Genomic DNA, 14,376 nt, shown 5'->3' with positions numbered 1-14,376 from the left:
CTGCAGCAAATAAAAACGATGATGGCCTCGAATCAGATTGATATTGATCCGAAGCAGCTGGAAAAATTGTATGCACCAGTCGATTTTGAAAAATCGGCTTTAGAAAAAGGTGCGAAAACAGAAGAGGAACTGAACCAGGCAAGAGGTCTTGTTTATGTCCTGCTGTTCATCATTTATTTTGCTGTAATCATGTATGCGAATATGATTGCAATGGAAGTTGCTACCGAAAAGTCATCCAGGGTGATGGAAATCCTTATTTCCAGTGTTTCGCCAATCAAGCAAATGTTCGCGAAGATTATAGGCATCGGTCTCTTAAGCTTAACTCAGTTGGCAGTTCTCCTGCTTGTTGGGTACTTTTCAATCAAGCAGAATCTCGAAACAATGGAAGGCGGCTTCTTTGATTTCTTTGGTTTTGGAAATGTTCCTGCCAGCACGATCGCATATGCCGTCATCTTTTTTATCCTAGGGTATTTCCTTTATGCTACGATGGCAGCATTCCTTGGATCCCTGGTCAGCCGAATTGAGGATGTTCAGCAAATGATCACGCCGATGACAATGCTTGTTGTTGCCGGTTTCATGATGGCTATGTTTGGATTGGGGCAGCCTGAGGCTCCGTTCATAAAATATACATCCTTCATACCGTTCTTCTCACCAATGCTTATGTTTCTGCGTGTAGGAATGCTGAATATCCCATTCTGGGAAGTTGCATTATCAATCGCGATCCTTGTCGCAACAATTATCTTCTTAGCCGTATTCGGCGCAAGGGTTTACCGGGGAGGAGTTCTCATGTATGGGAAATCCAATTCCTTTAAAGACATTAAAAAGGCTCTGCAGCTGACGAAAAATGAATAAGTAATAGAAATTCCGCGATTCCACGAATTGCGGAATTTCTATTTAGAAGGAACTTACATATAAATTGTTGAATTGAAACTAGTATATAAATGTAGGAGTGTGATTGAGATGAGGCAGATCATTGCCCTTGGCGGTGGGGGATTTTCGATGGAACCAGACAATCCCTTGTTGGATTTGTATATTTTAGCTCAAACAAAAAAACAAAATCCAAAAGTATGTTTTGTTCCAACAGCAAGCGGGGATTCTGAAAATTATATTTCGAGATTTTATAAATCCTTTGAGTCACATAATTGTGTACCATCCCATTTGTCATTATTCAGTCCGCCTTCACGGGATCTAGAAGACTATGTTATGGATAAGGATGTCATCTATGTTGGTGGCGGCAATACAAAAAACTTGATTGCTCTCTGGAAGGATTGGAGTCTTGACGCCATCCTCAAAAAAGCATGGCAGGACGGGATTGTGATGGCGGGAATTAGTGCGGGCTCGATCTGCTGGTTCGAAGCAGGAGTTACTGACTCCTTTGGTGAAGGGCTAGAGCCTCTAAAAAGCCTTGGATTCTTAAAAGGAAGCAATTGTCCTCACTATGATGGTGAGGCAGACCGTCGGCCAATCTACCAGCGACTCGTTTCTGCTGGCCAAATTCCCGGAGGGCTTGCAGCAGATGATGGAGCGGCCTTACATTTTATCGGCAGCGAGCTTCACAAGGCCGTAAGTTCAAGGCGAGAAGCGAAGGCTTATCAAGTCGATTTAATAGAGGGGAAACTGAGAGAAGAAGTATTGAATACAGAGTATCTCGGATAGAGTCCGGAGAAAGCTGCAGCCCGAATTAAAAGGAGCTGCAGCTTTTTTTCTAAACAAGGATATAAGAACGTGCATTCGTATTTTTAGAGTGTTAAAATAATAGAAGAAGATTGTTTTCGTATTTAGAATTGTTTTCGTATTTAGAATTGTTTTGCTTAGATATCTTGTTTAAGAATAGATAATAACGAGTACCCGCAGCGGAAATCAACACGCTGATTTTACATATCCAAACGAAAAATGGTATGGAAAGGAAATCTCATATGAAACAGGTCAAGTTTTTACATACTGCTGATCTTCATCTTGATAGTCCGATGGTTGGATTGAGGCATCTGCCAAAAGCCATTTTTCATCGGCTTCAGGAAAGTACTTTTAAAGCGCTAAAGAATATTACGGATGCTGCTATCAAACATGAGGTGGATTTTGTAGTGATAGCTGGCGATCTGTATGATGCTGAAGACAGAAGCATCCGCGCGCAGGCTGTATTAAGGAATGAGATGAACAGACTGGCGGAAAAAGGGATAAGAGTATATGCCATCCATGGAAACCATGATCATCTTGGGGGCAATTCGGTTGAAATTGAATTTCCTGATAATGTTTTCTTTTTTAAAGACAAGCTTTCAATGGAGTCATTTAGTAATAAGGATGGCACGCGGGTCCATTTGTATGGCTTCAGTTATCCTGAACGGCATGTCATGGAGAGATGGATCGAGAAGTATGAGAGGATTGCTGGTGCGGATTTTCATATCGGATTGCTGCACGGCCACAATGATGGCGCAAGTGAGCATGGAAATTACGCTCCTTTCCGCTTAGCGGAACTTTTGGACAAGGGCTACGATTACTGGGCACTCGGACATATCCATAAAAGAGCAATATTATCTGAACATCCTCATGTTGTGTATCCTGGTAATCCGCAAGGACGAAACAGAAAAGAACAGGGAGACAAAGGTGCATATATAGTCAGCCTGACTGAAAGCGGTTCAGAAGTATTCTTTGTTGAAACGGCTGACGTCATATGGGAAGAAATCATGATAGATGGAAAGTATGCGGAAAGCTTCAATGATGTTTATCAGCTATGTCTTTCTTCACTGGATGAAAAAAGAAAAGAAGGGAAAGGTGTGCTCCTGGCAATCCACATTGATCATCTTGATTCTGGTTTGACGGAAGTGAAAGAAAAGATCGATAGTGGCGAACTCCTCGAACTTTTACAGGATGAAGAAAATGAGGAGGAATCCTTTGTCTGGGTCCACAGGCTAGCCTATAAAGAACAGATCGCTGCCAATCGCGGTGAGCTTATTAAGCAAAGCGATTTTTACCAGGATCTGTTCGATACGATTGAAAAGTATGAGGACATGAGTGATGCGCTATCTCCTTTATTCCAGCACAGCCAGGCAAGAAGACATCTTTCAGGACTGGAAGAGAGTGAAAAGGATCAGCTTGTGCTGGATGCAGAAAAAATTCTGCTTCAATTGCTGATGAAGAAGTAAGGGGAGGAGGAAGCGAGATGGTAATCATCGATTTACATATCTATGGGTATGGCAAGCTGGAAAATTATCAAATTACCTCAATGGATCGATTTCATGTATTCTATGGCGAAAATGAAGCAGGCAAGTCCACAATTATGTCATTTATCCATAGTATCCTTTTTGGCTTTCCGGCCAGACAAAGTACTGAATTGCGCTATGAACCAAAAAATCATTCCAAATACGGCGGCAAAATAAAAGCCTTTTTTCCTGGCAAGGGTATTGCAGTAATTGAGAGAGTAAAGGGCAGAGCGGCTGGTGATGTTACAGTGTCGCTCGAGGATGGAACGGTCGGCGGTGAAGAGCTGCTGAAAGATTTGATGCAAAGAATGGATAAAAGCATCTACCAAGCAATCTTTTCTTTCAATGTCCATGGACTGCAAAATATCCAGGCTATGAAGGGAGAAGAACTTGGGAAGTATTTATTTTCCGCAGGGACTCTAGGTACAGACAAGCTGTTTAATGCTGAAACCGCATTGCTTAAGGAGATGGAGATACGCTTTAAACCCAGTGGTAAAAAACCTTTAATGAACGAAAAGCTGAAAGAGCTAAAGGAAGTGCAGTCAGCCTTGAAACAGGCTGAATATCAGAATGAGCGCTATTCTGAGTTATTAAGCGAGAAAGAAGCGATTGAAAGTAAAATAGCTCAGCTTGAGACAGAAATAAAAGAATGCGAGCTAAGAAACGCTAAGCTAAAAGAATACAAACGGAATGAGCAAATGGTGATCGAGGAAGCTGCTTTGCAAAGAAAGCTTGAAGAGTATGGACCAGTTTATTTCCCGCAGGACGGGCTGCTCCGCTTCGAGAAGATTGATCAGCAGCTTAAGCCAGTTCAGGCAAGAATGTTATGGATTAAGGAAAAGATGATGACTCTTATGAATGAAGCAGAGTCATCAAAACCTGATTCAGAATTACTTGAACAGGAAGCCGAGATTGAATCCATACTTGAACGTCTGCCTTTGCTTGATCAGTTAAAGCAGGAAAAACGGCTCCATGAATGGAAGATTGAGGAGCTTACCGAAGAAATCAGCCAAATAAATGATAATTTACACACTGATTTCAATGAAGACACGATCCAACGAATAAATACAAGTGTTTTTATAAAAGAAGAATCCGAGAACATCCAGCGAAGCCAGCAAAGATTATCAGACAAAAGGCTGGAGCTTGAATCTGGGTTTGATGAAGAAAAAACAGCGCTCGTTGAATTGGAGGGTACTCTTTCAGCGGTGGAGAAGGAACTGCTGCCAGAAGCGAAGAGAGTTCAGCTAACGGAAGATTTGGCTGTCCTCGAGAACAAACAGCAGATTCAGCTTGAATTAAGTCAGGTTAAAGATCAGATACTGGCCCATAAAGACAGGGTGAAAAAAGAAGAAATCAGGAGGACGAGCCAAAAGAAAAAAGATCTCTACCAGTTTCTGATGTTTGGTTCTATTTTTATCATCTTATTGTTCTGGGGAGCCATCAACAGCCAATGGCTGCTGTCAGCAGCTGGAATCGCTGGATTGTTAATCCTGCTTGTCATTCATTTCAAACCTGAGGCCCACAAGGTCAAAGCATCTGGAGATGAAATTCTTACCGAGCTTTTACACCGAGAGCGAACTTTGACAGAGATGCTGAACAAGCAGCCTGATGGTCATCTTTTTTCTATAAAAAGCCAGCTTCTTAAGGATGAGGAACTGAGACACCGCCACCGTGAATTGCTCGTAAAGATCGAGCAGCAGCAAATAAGGTATGAAAAAGTCATCGAGCAATTTGAAAGATGGGAAAGGGAAGAAGCTGAATTCAAATTTAAAAAAGCAGCATTAATCGAACAGCTCGGATTAAGTTCAGCCTCCGGACATGGGAAGTTATTCGATGCATATCAATTAATCGAAAAGCAAAAACAAAATTTCCGTGAAAGAAAGAGAACAGAGGAAAAGCTGCAATCTATATCAGGGACATTAGAGGAGTTTGACAAAGCCCTTAAAATATTGGGAGGACGATTCCTACAGAGTGCTAATCTGTCGACTGTCGAGACGGCCGCTTTAATGAAAAAGAAATTGCGCGAAGCCATCGACCTAAAAGCAAAATATCATGAAATGATCGTGAAATTGGATGAGCTTGAAGAGGAATTTGCTGTCCTTGAAAAGGATCAGCAGATACTTACAGAGGAGAAGCTGAGTTTATTTGGTCAGGCTAAAGCAGATGATGAGGATGAATTCCGCATTCAGGCTGAAAAGCATGAACAAATGAAAAGTTGGTCAGTAAGACTGGCAGATTTGAATCACCAGCTGGAAGTGTCTGGCATAACTTCTCTAGATAGGAAACAGATATTAACTGGTCATGCACTTGAGGACCAGATTAATGAAAATGTTCAGCTCACTGAACAGCGCAAGAAAGAGCTATCCTCTCAATTTGACAGTCTTGCCAATGTCAAACATAGTATGAATGTACTGGAGGAAGGCGGACTTTACAGTGAATTGCTACATAAATACAAACAGATGAAGTATGATTTTGTAGAGGATGCAAAAGAATGGGCAAAGTATGCGATTGCGAGGGATTTGCTTTCTAAAACAATAAATCGCTATAAAGACGAGCGGATGCCGAGGATGCTGGCTCAGGCTGAAAGCTTCCTTTCTGTTTTGACAGATGGAAGCTATGTGAGGATCATTCCTCAGTTATCAGGGAGCGGTTTTTTAATTGAGAGAAATGACCATGTTCTTTTTGAAGCGAATGAACTTAGCCAAGCGACTGCAGAACAAGTTTATGTATCAATCAGGCTTGCCCTGGCCTCAGTCCATTATGACCGCTATCCTTTTCCGATTATAATTGACGACAGCTTTGTTAATTTCGATCACAACAGAACCGAGCGTATTATCGGGTTACTTAGAGAAATGCCAAATAATCAAATCCTGCTGTTTACCTGCCATCGACACTTGCTTGAATATTTTAATGAAGATGAGATTCTGAATCTGGAAGAAAAAAGCACGAACATAGTTTAGAAATGCCATGTTTTGAGTATCAGAGACTATAGACTCTGTATGTTATACTGTTGCAGAGAGGAGAGGTCGGTTAGAGATGAATAAAGGTATTTTAAATCATGAAACAGGTGACCAAGTAGAGTTGTTTTTGCTCATAAAGCATTCATCAAAGGGAATTGCCAGCAATGGAAAACCCTTTTTGACACTCATCCTGCAGGATCAGAGCGGGGAGATCGAAGCAAAGCTTTGGGATGTGTCCGAAGGAGATGAAGGCATCTACGCCGCCGAAAATATAGTGAAAGTATTAGGGGATATCCAGAATTACCGAGGCCGTAACCAATTGAAAATAAGGCAAATCCGGCCTGCTTCTGCAGCTGACTCGGTTAAACTTTCTGATTTTCTTGAAACAGCCCCTATCAGCCAGGATGAAATGTCCAGTAAGCTTACACAATATATTTTTGACATGAAAAATCCCAATATCCAGCGCATCACAAGACATTTATTAAAAAAGCATCATCAAGCATTCATGGAATACCCTGCTGCTACTAAAAACCACCATGAATTCGTTTCGGGTCTTGCTTACCATGTAGTCTCTATGCTTGATCTGGCTAAATCGATAGCGTCCCTGTATCCAAGTCTTGATCAAGATCTTTTATATGCTGGAGTCATCCTTCATGATCTTGGAAAAGTTTTCGAGCTTTCGGGGCCGATATCAACAACTTATACTGTGGAAGGAAATCTGCTTGGGCATATTTCCATCATGGTCAATGAGATAGGCAAAGCCGCTGACGAGTTAGGAATTGCTGGAGAAGAAGTTGTGATCCTTCAGCATATGGTTTTATCCCATCACGGCAAAGCCGAGTGGGGAAGCCCGAAGCCACCGCTGATCAAAGAAGCAGAAATTCTGCATTATATTGATAACCTGGATGCAAAAATGAACATGCTTGACCGTGCACTTGCACGAGTAAAGCCTGGAGAATTTTCAGAAAGAGTATTCGCACTCGATAATCGTTCATTTTACAAGCCAGTGTTCCATAAATAAGCAAACCAAAAGAGCCTTCCATTGGAATGGCTTTTTTTGTAGGATATATCAGATCGTTTAAATTTTTTCTTGAATTGGCATATTTATTAACCTGATACATATTTATACAGTAAGAGTCAATTTGGACAACCTGTAAACAATGGAGGGTATAAAAATGTCAATTCCAATCTGGGTAATAGCGGTCGCAGCAGGTATTGTATTCAGTGCTTTTATGGCGGTGAAAACAGGGAAGGAAGAAAGGGAAATAGAATTGGAAAGCATTGAACGTGAAGGCGAGCTTTATATGAAGAGGCTTGAACAAGAAAGAGAACAGCGAGAAAATTCGCTTGAAGCATAAAAGAAGGCTGGCTCCATATTTGGAGCCAGCCTTCTTTTTAATTAAACAAATATGACGATCTGGCTTTACGTTATTGCTGAGTTGGTGCTTCTGGGAATTCAGCAGCGCCTTTAAGGTCCTTGTCCTTAATTTCAACATCAGCAGCTTTGAGTTCACGCTTCATGACTTCTTGGATTTTATTAGCGTCTACTTGTGCAAGCTTAAGATCATTTTCCAATTTGTCCTTCATTTTATCGTACGATTCTTTTTCTTTCTTCTCTGTTACTTTGATAATGTGGAAGCCAAATTGTGATTTTACAGGTTCGCTGATTTTGCCAGCTTCAAGTTTGTAAGCTGCTTCTTCGAATGCAGGGTCCATTTTTCCAGGACCGAAGAATCCAAGGTCACCGCCGTTAGCAGCAGAACCAGGATCTTGGGAATATTCTTTAGCAAGATCTTCAAACTTCGCTCCGCCATCAAGCTTTTTCTTTACTTCCTGTGCAGTCTTTTCATCTTTAACTAATATGTGGCTTGCTTTGATTTCAGGTTTGTAGTTTTCATAACTCTTTTTTACATCTTCTTCAGAAACTTTTACATCTTTAAGTGCAGCTTTCTCCATAAGCATTTGGTCTTTAAGGACTTTCTTTAATTCATTCTCATCTTTAAGCTGATTCTGCTGAAGAACTAATTCAAAGTTGTCTCCAAGCTCTTTTTTCAACTCAGCAACCTTTGCGTCTACCTCTTTGTCAGTGACTTTATAGTTCTTAGCCAGGACTTTTTGGAACAACAACTCCTGTAGTGCCTGCTCTCCGTACTTATCCTTCATTGATTCATAAAGCTCATCTTTTGTAATATTTCCAGCTTTTGTTTCAACGAGTACTTCAGAAGAACTGTCATTATCGCCGCTGCATGCGCTTAATCCAATTACTCCGGCTGCAACCGTGAGGGAAAGTAACAATTTTTTCATGGTGAACAACTCCTAAACAGAAATTTCTAGTGCGTTTTTCTTAATCACAAATTCTACTATAACATAATTTCATTTTTCTACAAAAAATATCTCCCAGATTTTTTGTAATGCGTCCAGCAAGATGGGCAAACATCCAGACCATCTCCGCGCTTGTGCATAGGATGTAGGGAAGAGAAATAAAGGAGGTAATTTATTATGGGCCAGTGTAATTCGGGATTTGCATTAATCGTTGTCTTGTTCATTTTGCTGATTATCGTAGGTGCTTCTTTCTGTTAATCAACAAAATGCTTAAAAAGCGGGATTACTGCCTAAGCGGAAATGAACTTCGTGAATAAGATATTCTAGACACTTTGGAAGGAGGTGTTAATATGGGTGCAGGTCACGGTAGCGGTTTCGCATTAATTGTCGTGTTATTCATTCTGTTAATCATTGTGGGTGCGGCTTGTTTTTGCTAACAGAATACGGGGGAGAGTCGACCCTCATATTTTGAAAAGCTAAGTTTTTACCCCAGGTTTGTAAGGAGGAAGGAGGAATCCCTATGTCAGGAGGACACAGTAACTTTGGCAGCGGCTTCGCACTAGTTGTTGTCTTGTTCATTCTTTTGATTATCATCGGTTGCTCTTGGCTGTAAGCTTGATGCAATCTTATAACATAATGTGGGCTGGCACTCGGTAACGAATCCCAGCCTAAAATAAAAAGCGGTGAGGGCAGCCTCACCGCTTAATTTATGTTGTCACGCATACAAAACTTCAATAAAAGAAGAAATTAGCAAGATTGTAACTAAAATATTGATCGTCCTGAAAATTTTAGCATGTTTGTCTTCTGGAATTTCCTTTTGGATACAGAGGGAGTCGGTTAGTTTATTAATAAAGAAAAGGATGAGAAAAGCAAAAAGAACAAACACGAATAAAATGGAGATCATCGAAGAATCCCTCCTTATCAATCTTTTTATCTTAAATACAATAACAAATATTTTAAGAAAAAGATAGTTTTTTATCATGCTTGATTTAGCAAATTCAAATTCCCTCAAATCGCCTTCTTGTAATTGCAGCAGCAGGTGCACTCGGGTAGTATAATGTTAAAAGAGGATTGAAGGGGAAGACAAAATGGATTATGGAAAAATAATAGAAAAGATTAATATGCTCGAATTTCATCAAAAATTGCTTTTGAAAATGGTAAAAGGCTCAAATGAACATTTTTATTCACTGATTATTGAAAGGGGGTTAACCCAGCAGGAAGTAGCAAGTATTCTTGAGACTTGTGAGAAAATGAGCATGCACATGGAAGAACAAAAAGCGGAGGGTTTTATGTATTTTCATCCGCTTTATAAGAAGTTTTCAACTGTTGTCCAGCCGAAACTGCAGCCAGAGGAAGTAATCAAAGCTTGTGAGTCACAGGGGTTATTCCTTCCTCTTATGACGGAGTTAAGAAAGTATATTGAAAATTAAGCGTACTCCTTTTCGGCTGGATCTATTTTCTTTAGAGTGCCGTCTGCATCGGTGAATTTGCTGTCTATATTTGAAAAAGACTTTTCGAAGATTTCCATAAAATCATCTCCGTAGATATTTCGGACAATTGCCATGATTTCAATGATATCCGGAAATTTCCCGTAGAGCTCTTTCAAAGGCATTGCGCCTGAAAAGACAGCGTTTTTATCTGGATCATAGTTTTCCATTAAGGCCAGTAAAATAGCTTCTCCCTGTTCTGTTAGTTGAATGTAAGTATTCCTCTTGTCGCTTTCCTTCTTTGAGAACTTTAAGTATCCCCGCTCCTCAAGCTTTTTCGAGAAATTGAAGGCTGTAGAAACATGCATGACCCCGAATTTTGCAACATCTGAAATTGATGCTCCATTCAAGTGATAAGCAATCCATAATATATGGTGCTCATTAATATTCAGGTCGAATGGTTTGATCCATTGCTGCCAATCTTTCTCAACCGATTTCCAAAGCGCTTTGCTTAACTGTGCAACTCTCTGGCTAAACATCATTGCTTCTTTCATTGAATAGTTTTTATCTGCCATTCTCAAATTCACCTACTTTATTATTCTTTCTATTTTCATTATGCCAATAAAACAAAAATTAATAAAGATATAAATTTACAAAATTTTTTGAATTTGTTAAATTCCATCTAAAGGCGGGTTGTTTTAGGGGAATTTTTTATTTGTCATAATAAAAACGCCATTTGCATAATATATCTTTCTGTATGGAAAAGGAAAATCCTTCCCAGTTGTAAAAAATAATAAATTGGGAAGGATTTTCAGGATTTATTTTGGATTTGAAGCAGCTAGTTCTGTTTCAAGTTCCTTGATTGTTTCTTCAAGCTCCTTGATATCTTTCTGAAGCTCATTTTTATTAGATTCGGTATGAAGCTGCCATTTATAGATAGCAGTTTTTACATCTGTAACGAAGGATTGGATAACAGATTTTCCTTCCTTCGATGCGAAGGCGACTGAATTCTTTAACTCAAGAGCGGCTTCCTTCACATCTTTAATTGAGCCGATAAATTCATCTTTGTTAGCCTTAAGGATTCCCCTTGTTTGATATCCGGGATTTGGGGCTGTAAGAAGGGTAGCTACTCCGGCTGCAACTCCTCCAACCAAGATTCCCATTAATAACGATTTTGTATTCATTTATTCCACCTCTTCATTCTTTCTGTATATGTTCTTCAAAAGGAGGGAGATTCCTTTTTTCTTCTCTTCTTGTTTATTTAATTTCCTAATATTCATCAATTAAACCGTTTTGTGCCTCATAGTCTTAAATTAACAGGCATAAAGATAATTAAGGGAATGCTGTTCAGAGAAAGGAGAGGGGGGAATGGGAATTTTTATAAGCGTGTTATTTCTCGTCAGCTTTGCGATGTTTGCCGGGGCAGTCCATAATCTCCTTGCTTTAAATAAACCAGGAATGTATCCTCCAAAGGTGGTCCTTCGAAAGAAAGCTGGTTCACTTGCAGGAGGAGGGACAATCTTTTTACTGATAGGGATTATCTTTTATTCATTCCACTAGATCGTTAATCTGTGCTTTTTCATTTGTATTGAATTCTTCGTTGAAGAACCATTATCGTAAAGCAATGGGGAAGGTATCTTAATAAATAATTTATGCTAAAACTGCCTTCTGATAACGGTAAATAAATAAAGCCCCTGTTCTATAGGGAACAGGGGCTTTTCATATTAATTTACTTCTGCAAGTTTAGCTCTCTTGAAAATGCTTGTGGCAACTGGATAAAGGATTGCCATGAATACTGTATTGAATGCTGCTGCTGGAAGCACTACCGCTGCAAATAATGCGGTGAATGGTCCAGGAAGTCCAACTAGAAAGTAGGCTGAACCAAGGAAAACGATTCCTGATACAATGGTACCTACAGCTGTTAAGGCAGCTACAGTATAAATAGAAGATTGATAACGTTTCATCAACAGCAGGATTCCGAAAAAGACAAACGCTGTTACAGGTTTATCGATAATGTTTGGAACCATGCCCCCAGGGAAAGTAGTTGTCAATCCAGAAATAAGTCCAGTCACAGCTCCAACTAATAAAACACTCTTCTTGTCAGGAAATAAGATAATTCCCAGGAACATCATGGTGAGCATCATATCCGGCTTCATTCCGAGGAAAAAACCAGGCACAACCGCGTGCAAAACTGCCCCCATCCCCACTAAAAGTGACAATGCTACAAGATTCTTCGTATTCAATTCTCATCTCTCCTCTGCTATTCTAGCTAACTAGTACTTCTCCTGCAGTGCTCTCGTGCCTGCAGCAAAAAGCTTGTTACAATTATAACACATAAGCAAATACAGTAAAGAAAAAAGTTATTTACCCCTTTAAAGCGCTGGGGGTCAGACCCCCGGTGAGGTAATGCGTTAATGTGGCATAAACTGTCGATTTGCTAATTTCTTTGTCTGAAGCTTTTCATGAAGTTTGCTAATTTTTCTACATGTTCGAATGGGACAGCATTATAAATCGATGCACGGAAGCCGCCTACAGACCGGTGTCCGGCCAAGCCAATAAATCCTGTTTCAGCCGCTTCATGCAGAAAGGAAGCAGTTAAATCGTCGTTTTCTAAAGTGAACGTGACATTCATAAGAGAACGGCTGTCTTTTTCAGCATGCCCTTGATAAAATCCAGCACTATTATCTATGGCATCGTATAATAGTCCAGCTTTCTTCTTGTTCAGCTTTTCAAGCTCGGTCACTCCTCCTAAAGATTCCACCCATTCAAGGACTAGCATCAGGAAGTAAACCGATAAAGTAGGCGGAGTGTTGTAAAGTGACTTTGAAGCAGCGTGGACCTGATAATTTAGCATCGAAGGCAGGCTTTTGCTTGAACGCTTCAGCAGTTCTTTATGGATAATGACAACGGTGACACCGGAGGGACCAAGATTTTTCTGAGCTCCTGCATAAATCAGCCCATAGGAAGAAATAGTCAGTGGCCTGCTTAGGATATCACTGGACATATCCGCGATAAGCGGTACTGACAAACCGTCAGGAATGGAATGCCACTGTGTTCCAAAGATTGTATTGTTCGTAGTAATGTGCAAATAAGCAGCATCGTCTTTTAAGTTGATTTCGTTCATATTGGGGATTGATTTGTAGCTGTTTTCCTTTGAAGAGGCTGCCACTTCAGCTTTTCCAATTTTCAGTGCTTCTTCCAAAGCTTTTTCTGACCATGTTCCCGTAAGGACATAGTCCGCCGTACTTCCGCTTTCAAGAAGGTTCATAGGAATCATGGAAAACTGCAGGCTGGCACCTCCCTGTAAAAAAAGGATTTCATATTCAGCAGGAATGTCTAAAAGCTTGCTAAGCAATTTTTTAGTGCGGTCATTGATCTCTTCAAATTCTTTGCTGCGGTGGCTTAATTCCATGACTGCCATGCCGCTTCCTTGGTAATTCATCATCTCTTTTTCTGCTTTAGCCAATACAGCTTCAGGCAATGCTGCAGGTCCAGCATTAAAGTTAAATGCTCGTTTCAACTTAATCCCCCCAAAAATTAAAATACGGTACCTCACTAAAGAGTTAAAGTTATACTCATGCTACCAGAAATAGATTCGGATTTCTAATGTTTTCAGAAAAATTAAAATAAAATATGTTACTGATGTTTTTGGAGGCTAATGCAACAAGAAATTGGCTAGCTGCTGAGGGGAAATGAGCAACACGAGTACTACAAAAAAAAACTTCCGCAAAGCGGAAGTTTAGATTTTGCTGTTGATTTCAGCAGCGATTTTCTTGTAATCGTCAGACGTGTAGTCTTCCTGGTGAGTCTTCCAGACAGCCCCAAAACCATCGCCTTTTCCATAGCGTGGAATCAAATGCATGTGGAAGTGAAAGACAGATTGGCCCGCAGCTTCACCATTGTTTTGCAGTACATTCAATCCGATTGGATCATAAGCAGCTTTGATGGCGTTTGCTACTTTGGGTACGGCAGAGAATACATTTGCAGCAATTTCATCTGTTAAGTCAAATACGTTTTCTTTATGTACTTTAGGAATGACTAGCGTATGTCCCTTTGTTACTTGACTGATATCAAGGAAGGCGAGTACATTTTCATCCTCATATACCTTTGCCGAAGGAATTTCTCCATTGATAATTTTGCAAAAAATACAATCACTCATCCAATTCACCCTTCCTACATAATAAACGGATTCCAAGCTCGAGCACTTAGCCACTTATTTTATTCCAAACGAGCAAGCGGCTTATCAAGGTTCTCAAGTTTTCGGTCATGTTTCTGATATTTTATCATGTTTTGCCAATGAATTTAAAGAAATAAGAAGGACAGGATCCGCATGGAATCCTGTCCCTGAAGGGGAACTAACTACTGTTCATTTACGTTCTCAGCAGGCATACCTTTGATAAACACCTCATTTTAAATTCATTTGAATTTAGATAAATGATGGGTTATTCGATACCTGGTTCAATCGGACCA

Annotated in this window: 18 protein-coding genes; 11 read left to right on the top strand and 7 right to left on the bottom strand. The window is 40.1% G+C overall.

Features of this window, described 5'->3' with window-relative positions:
- The 6 genes from WB217_RS02435 to WB217_RS02410 all read left to right on the top strand — a co-directional run.
- Positions 1-852, top strand: an 852-nt coding sequence (locus WB217_RS02435) for an ABC transporter permease (RefSeq protein WP_423990314.1), incomplete at its 5' end; no start/stop codon positions are given.
- A 108-nt stretch (positions 853-960) separates the two neighbouring features.
- A complete protein-coding gene (locus WB217_RS02430) occupies positions 961-1,656 on the top strand; it encodes a Type 1 glutamine amidotransferase-like domain-containing protein (protein WP_423990312.1) in 696 nt (231 codons plus the stop codon).
- 260 nt (positions 1,657-1,916) lie between these two features.
- Positions 1,917-3,140 carry a metallophosphoesterase family protein gene (locus WB217_RS02425; protein ID WP_423990310.1) on the top strand — a complete coding sequence of 408 codons (1,224 nt, stop codon included), beginning with the start codon at positions 1,917-1,919 and terminating at the stop codon, positions 3,138-3,140.
- Between the two features lie 17 nt (positions 3,141-3,157).
- Positions 3,158-6,157, top strand: a complete 3,000-nt coding sequence (locus WB217_RS02420) for an AAA family ATPase (protein WP_423990308.1) — start codon at positions 3,158-3,160, stop codon at positions 6,155-6,157.
- A 76-nt stretch (positions 6,158-6,233) separates the two neighbouring features.
- Positions 6,234-7,178, top strand: a complete 945-nt coding sequence (gene yhaM, locus WB217_RS02415; protein WP_423990306.1) for a 3'-5' exoribonuclease YhaM — start codon at positions 6,234-6,236, stop codon at positions 7,176-7,178.
- Positions 7,179-7,332: 154 nt separating this feature from the next.
- Complete coding sequence (locus WB217_RS02410) at positions 7,333-7,515, top strand: sporulation YhaL family protein (RefSeq protein ID WP_335430110.1); 183 nt, start codon at positions 7,333-7,335, stop codon at positions 7,513-7,515.
- 70 nt (positions 7,516-7,585) lie between these two features.
- On the opposite strand, the gene WB217_RS02405 is transcribed toward WB217_RS02410, so the two are convergent.
- A complete protein-coding gene (locus tag WB217_RS02405) occupies positions 7,586-8,461 on the bottom strand; it encodes a peptidylprolyl isomerase (RefSeq protein WP_423990304.1) in 876 nt (291 codons plus the stop codon).
- 195 nt (positions 8,462-8,656) lie between these two features.
- On the opposite strand from WB217_RS02405, the gene WB217_RS02400 reads away from it, so the two are divergent.
- From WB217_RS02400 to WB217_RS02390, 3 genes are all read left to right on the top strand, one after another.
- Complete coding sequence (locus tag WB217_RS02400; protein ID WP_207499173.1) at positions 8,657-8,737, top strand: YjcZ family sporulation protein; 81 nt, start codon at positions 8,657-8,659, stop codon at positions 8,735-8,737.
- 92 nt (positions 8,738-8,829) lie between these two features.
- Positions 8,830-8,916, top strand: a complete 87-nt coding sequence (locus WB217_RS02395; protein ID WP_423990320.1) for a YjcZ family sporulation protein — start codon at positions 8,830-8,832, stop codon at positions 8,914-8,916.
- Between the two features lie 83 nt (positions 8,917-8,999).
- Positions 9,000-9,092: a YjcZ family sporulation protein gene (locus tag WB217_RS02390; protein WP_423990302.1), complete on the top strand. Its 93-nt coding sequence runs from the start codon at positions 9,000-9,002 to the stop codon at positions 9,090-9,092.
- A gap of 102 nt (positions 9,093-9,194) precedes the next feature.
- On the opposite strand, the gene WB217_RS02385 is transcribed toward WB217_RS02390, so the two are convergent.
- Positions 9,195-9,383 (bottom strand): hypothetical protein, encoded by a 189-nt coding sequence (locus tag WB217_RS02385; protein ID WP_423990300.1) that lies wholly within the window; start codon positions 9,381-9,383, stop codon positions 9,195-9,197.
- A 184-nt stretch (positions 9,384-9,567) separates the two neighbouring features.
- On the opposite strand from WB217_RS02385, the gene WB217_RS02380 reads away from it, so the two are divergent.
- Complete coding sequence (locus tag WB217_RS02380) at positions 9,568-9,909, top strand: DUF1878 family protein (protein WP_423990298.1); 342 nt, start codon at positions 9,568-9,570, stop codon at positions 9,907-9,909.
- On the opposite strand, the gene WB217_RS02375 is transcribed toward WB217_RS02380, so the two are convergent.
- Positions 9,906-10,481, bottom strand: a complete 576-nt coding sequence (locus tag WB217_RS02375; protein ID WP_423990296.1) for an HTH-type transcriptional regulator Hpr — start codon at positions 10,479-10,481, stop codon at positions 9,906-9,908. The genes WB217_RS02380 and WB217_RS02375 overlap by 4 nt on opposite strands.
- A gap of 243 nt (positions 10,482-10,724) precedes the next feature.
- Positions 10,725-11,090 carry a YtxH domain-containing protein gene (locus WB217_RS02370; protein WP_423990294.1) on the bottom strand — a complete coding sequence of 122 codons (366 nt, stop codon included), beginning with the start codon at positions 11,088-11,090 and terminating at the stop codon, positions 10,725-10,727.
- Between the two features lie 184 nt (positions 11,091-11,274).
- Here WB217_RS02370 and WB217_RS02365 point away from each other — a divergent pair, with 184 nt between their 5' ends.
- Positions 11,275-11,466 carry a hypothetical protein gene (locus WB217_RS02365; RefSeq protein ID WP_423990292.1) on the top strand — a complete coding sequence of 64 codons (192 nt, stop codon included), beginning with the start codon at positions 11,275-11,277 and terminating at the stop codon, positions 11,464-11,466.
- 164 nt (positions 11,467-11,630) lie between these two features.
- On the opposite strand, the gene WB217_RS02360 is transcribed toward WB217_RS02365, so the two are convergent.
- The 3 genes from WB217_RS02360 to WB217_RS02350 form a co-directional block, all read right to left on the bottom strand.
- Complete coding sequence (locus WB217_RS02360; protein ID WP_423990290.1) at positions 11,631-12,149, bottom strand: tryptophan transporter; 519 nt, start codon at positions 12,147-12,149, stop codon at positions 11,631-11,633.
- Positions 12,150-12,343: 194 nt separating this feature from the next.
- Complete coding sequence (serC, locus tag WB217_RS02355) at positions 12,344-13,426, bottom strand: 3-phosphoserine/phosphohydroxythreonine transaminase (protein ID WP_423990288.1); 1,083 nt, start codon at positions 13,424-13,426, stop codon at positions 12,344-12,346.
- Positions 13,427-13,645: 219 nt separating this feature from the next.
- Positions 13,646-14,065: an HIT family protein gene (locus WB217_RS02350; protein WP_423990286.1), complete on the bottom strand. Its 420-nt coding sequence runs from the start codon at positions 14,063-14,065 to the stop codon at positions 13,646-13,648.
- Between the last annotated feature and the right edge of the window lie 311 nt (positions 14,066-14,376).

The sequence above is a fragment of the Mesobacillus sp. genome, assembly GCF_049588175.1.
Classification (GTDB): Bacteria; Bacillota; Bacilli; order Bacillales; family Cytobacillaceae; genus Mesobacillus.
Note: the sequence above shows the minus strand (reverse complement) of the source record. Positions and strands in the feature narration are given on the sequence as shown.

Bases quoted from the DNA above. Each gene is read 5' to 3' on its own strand.
- WB217_RS02430 (WP_423990312.1), top strand. From the start codon at position 961: ATGAGGCAGATCATTGCCCTTGGCGGTGGGGGATTTTCGATGGAACCA.
- WB217_RS02425 (WP_423990310.1), top strand. From the start codon at position 1,917: ATGAAACAGGTCAAGTTTTTACATACTGCTGATCTTCATCTTGATAGT.
- WB217_RS02420 (WP_423990308.1), top strand. From the start codon at position 3,158: ATGGTAATCATCGATTTACATATCTATGGGTATGGCAAGCTGGAAAAT.
- yhaM (WP_423990306.1), top strand. From the start codon at position 6,234: ATGAATAAAGGTATTTTAAATCATGAAACAGGTGACCAAGTAGAGTTG.
- WB217_RS02410 (WP_335430110.1), top strand. From the start codon at position 7,333: ATGTCAATTCCAATCTGGGTAATAGCGGTCGCAGCAGGTATTGTATTC.
- WB217_RS02405 (WP_423990304.1), bottom strand. From the start codon at position 8,461: ATGAAAAAATTGTTACTTTCCCTCACGGTTGCAGCCGGAGTAATTGGA.
- WB217_RS02400 (WP_207499173.1), top strand. From the start codon at position 8,657: ATGGGCCAGTGTAATTCGGGATTTGCATTAATCGTTGTCTTGTTCATT.
- WB217_RS02395 (WP_423990320.1), top strand. From the start codon at position 8,830: ATGGGTGCAGGTCACGGTAGCGGTTTCGCATTAATTGTCGTGTTATTC.
- WB217_RS02390 (WP_423990302.1), top strand. From the start codon at position 9,000: ATGTCAGGAGGACACAGTAACTTTGGCAGCGGCTTCGCACTAGTTGTT.
- WB217_RS02385 (WP_423990300.1), bottom strand. From the start codon at position 9,383: ATGATCTCCATTTTATTCGTGTTTGTTCTTTTTGCTTTTCTCATCCTT.
- WB217_RS02380 (WP_423990298.1), top strand. From the start codon at position 9,568: ATGGATTATGGAAAAATAATAGAAAAGATTAATATGCTCGAATTTCAT.
- WB217_RS02375 (WP_423990296.1), bottom strand. From the start codon at position 10,481: ATGGCAGATAAAAACTATTCAATGAAAGAAGCAATGATGTTTAGCCAG.
- WB217_RS02370 (WP_423990294.1), bottom strand. From the start codon at position 11,090: ATGAATACAAAATCGTTATTAATGGGAATCTTGGTTGGAGGAGTTGCA.
- WB217_RS02365 (WP_423990292.1), top strand. From the start codon at position 11,275: ATGGGAATTTTTATAAGCGTGTTATTTCTCGTCAGCTTTGCGATGTTT.
- WB217_RS02350 (WP_423990286.1), bottom strand. From the start codon at position 14,065: ATGAGTGATTGTATTTTTTGCAAAATTATCAATGGAGAAATTCCTTCG.